The organism is Maribacter chungangensis, assembly GCF_042676845.1.
Classification (GTDB): Bacteria; Bacteroidota; Bacteroidia; order Flavobacteriales; family Flavobacteriaceae; genus Maribacter; species Maribacter chungangensis.
On record NZ_JBHTHY010000001.1, the window covers coordinates 1 to 2,902 of the forward strand.

The following is a 2,902-nucleotide window of genomic DNA, read 5'->3' on the forward strand; positions in this document are numbered from 1 at the left end:
AAGCCCATAGATGGTATGTTTAAAAAAGCTCTCCGAAGGGGTCTTGTGCAGGTTCTGGCAGTGGTAGGGATAGTCGTTTATTTGTTCCTCGTCAAGGGCCTCTGGACTACATTTATAGTAGATGGCCAAGTGGGCAAGACAGCGTAGGTAGTTCCTTAAAGTGCTCGTTGCTTTACCGTTAACGGCAAAACTCTTTTCCAAAGTAAGGGCCAGTTCTTTAAATCTGGGGACTTCCGATAAGGCGACCTCTAAAATCGTCCTTGACTTTTTTTAAATACATATGCTTAAGGTTTTTATCAAACAGTAAGATAACGTACTTTTATAAACCAATTAAAGGCTTCCGAGGTACGAGGATTAGTTCAACAATGTATATAAAATCATAGCCGCCTATCGGCAGGCTACGCTTCATATACTAACCGTTCAGGCCGATTGCCGGAGGACATATCGCTCCGCCATGAAATCGGACACCCGAGGGAACAGTCCCCCTTTACAATGGTGCGGTGCATTCCGTCAAAACACGAAACACAACCAAAAGGATTTCACGCTCACACGATATTCAATCGGCCTGAACGGCCCCTGAATAAAACGCCCCAAATACACAAAGCCAGGGAAAGGGGAAACACCATAGGAAGAGCCCAACCGGCATGAACTCGGTATAAAGCGAACGGGGCGTTTTAAAAGCTCAACGCGTGGCGGCTAAATCCCGAAATTAAAGTATATTTATAAACAACTCAACCGGCCGACAAGAAGCGGACAAGAGCCAAAACGCCCCGCCCGCTTTATACAGGGGCCGTTGTGGTGCATTTTAGAGTAACTTTTCGCTTGAACGAGAAACCATTTCACAAATTCAAAAAAAATGTTTAATTTTGTATCTAATTGGATACAATAAATGATTATCACCAAAAAGACATCTGAATTTGATAAGTGGATTAGAAAGCTGAAAGATATACGTGCGAAATCTAAAATACTTTTCCGAATTCAGAAACTTGAAACTGATGAGCATTTTGGAGATTGTAAGCCTGTTGGAGATGGAATTAGCGAAATGCGAATTAATTATGCCAAAGGCTACAGAGTGTATTTTAAAGAAAAAGATGATAAAATCGTAATTCTTTTAATTGGTGGAGATAAATCTACTCAACAAAAAGACATCGAAAAAGCGAAAAAAATCTGGAACAGAATAAAAGATGATTGATATGGAAACAACAAAATTTGATATAGCAGACTATTTGGACAGCGAAGAAATGATTGCTGAATATCTAAACACAGTTCTTGAAGATGGCGAAAGTTCTGACTTAATAGTTGCAATCGGACATATTGCAAAGGCAATCGGAATGACTAAAATTGCGGAAAAAACTGGAATGAGCAGACCGAGTCTTTACAAAGCATTATCAGACGGAGCGAAACCACAATTCGGAACGATAATGAAAGTCCTGAAAGCAATAGGTGGACAAATAAACGTGAAACCAATGTCAGCGTAAAAAAAACGACACCACAACAACTTATATAGCTCATAGCTAATCAGTTGCTCAATCAAAGTCAAGGCATATTTGGAAAGTCGCCAAATTTTTAAATTTGACGATTTCCAATTAAAAAGATAAATAGTAAAATTTAAAAATTCGGCTTGTGTTAATCCGAAAAGTTATCGCTTATTTTCAGCGCTACTTTTCATATACGGAGCCGTTCAGGCCGATTGCCAGAGGACATATCGCTCCGCCATGAAATAGGACACCCGAGGGAACAGTCCCCCTTTACAATGGTGCGGTGCATTCCGTCAAAACACGAAACACAACCAAAAGGATTTCACGCTCCCACGATATTCAATCGGCCTGAACGGCCCCTGAGTAAAACGCCCCAAATACACAAAGCCAGGGCAAGGGGAAACACCATAGGAAGAGCCCAACCGGCATGAACACGGTATAAAGCGAACGGGGCGTTTTAAAAGCTCAACGCGTGGCGGCTAAATCCCGAAATTAAAGTATATTTATAAACAACTCAACCGGCCGACAAGAAGCGGACAAGAGCCAAAACGCCCCGCCCGCTTTATACAGGGGCCGTTACCTGTAATGCGAACCAAAATTCGTAAAGTTTCCATATAATTCAACTATTTAATTATCTTTGTGTTGTAAATCAGAACAAAGAAACTGAATGAACAGAAGATTTGAAGTCGTTTTTCTTGAACAAGCGATTGATTTTTTAGATAGTCTCGATTTGAAAACAAAAGAGAAAATCTATTACAATATTGACAAAGCCAAACTCGGACTTGACCCTAAGCTGTTCAAAAAACTGACCGATGATATTTGGGAATTCAGAACAAAATATGGTGGTTTGCAATACAGGCTATTTGCATTTTGGGACAGAACTGTCAAATCCGAAACGCTCGTGATTTCAACACACGGAATTGTCAAAAAAGTAAGTAAGGTACCGAAAGCCGATATTGACAAAGCGGAACGAATTAGAAAAGAATACTTTGAACAATAAAATTATGGCAACGAAAAATAAAAAAATGAAAATGATGACCCTTGACGAACTAAAAGATAGGGATATCGGAAAAGTAGGAACACCAGAGCGAGATAAGTACGAATTTGACTTGCGAATGGAACTATTGGGCGAAATGATTAAGTCTGTGCGTAAAGAACGAAACTTAACCCAGGAACAACTTGGCGAATTAATTGGAGTACAAAAATCTCAGATTTCCAAATTGGAACGAAATACAAAAAATGTGACCATCGAAACCATTTTAAAAGTATTTAGAGCATTAAAGGCCAATGTGAAATTCAGCGTGGAAATGAATGAAGCAGAATTTAAAGTAGCGTAGAATGCACTACAGGTAACAATGGTAACCGTTGCACAAGTCATTAATCCCGAAAAAAACGGATTCATATAAGGCGCTCTGCGGGGCTTT

The 2,902-nt window shown here is 39.8% G+C and carries 4 protein-coding genes and 1 pseudogene; 4 read left to right on the top strand and 1 reads right to left on the bottom strand.

Features of this window, described 5'->3' with window-relative positions; all coding sequences use genetic code 11:
- Positions 1-201 (bottom strand): annotated as a pseudogene (locus ACFQZJ_RS00005) (tyrosine-type recombinase/integrase); the annotation flags it as partial.
- A gap of 688 nt (positions 202-889) precedes the next feature.
- Between ACFQZJ_RS00005 and ACFQZJ_RS00010 the strand changes: the two are divergent.
- The 4 genes from ACFQZJ_RS00010 to ACFQZJ_RS00025 all read left to right on the top strand — a co-directional run bounded on the left by ACFQZJ_RS00010 (position 890) and on the right by ACFQZJ_RS00025 (position 2,815).
- Positions 890-1,192, top strand: coding sequence for a type II toxin-antitoxin system RelE/ParE family toxin (locus ACFQZJ_RS00010; protein WP_379931480.1), 303 nt, complete (start codon positions 890-892; stop codon positions 1,190-1,192).
- A gap of 1 nt (position 1,193) precedes the next feature.
- Complete coding sequence (locus ACFQZJ_RS00015; protein ID WP_289022128.1) at positions 1,194-1,478, top strand: addiction module antidote protein; 285 nt, start codon at positions 1,194-1,196, stop codon at positions 1,476-1,478.
- 667 nt (positions 1,479-2,145) lie between these two features.
- Entirely contained in the window at positions 2,146-2,478 is a 333-nt protein-coding gene (locus ACFQZJ_RS00020) for a type II toxin-antitoxin system RelE/ParE family toxin (RefSeq protein WP_379931482.1), read from the top strand.
- Positions 2,479-2,482: 4 nt separating this feature from the next.
- Positions 2,483-2,815, top strand: coding sequence for a helix-turn-helix domain-containing protein (locus ACFQZJ_RS00025; protein WP_379931484.1), 333 nt, complete (start codon positions 2,483-2,485; stop codon positions 2,813-2,815).
- The last annotated feature ends 87 nt before the right edge of the window (positions 2,816-2,902 follow it).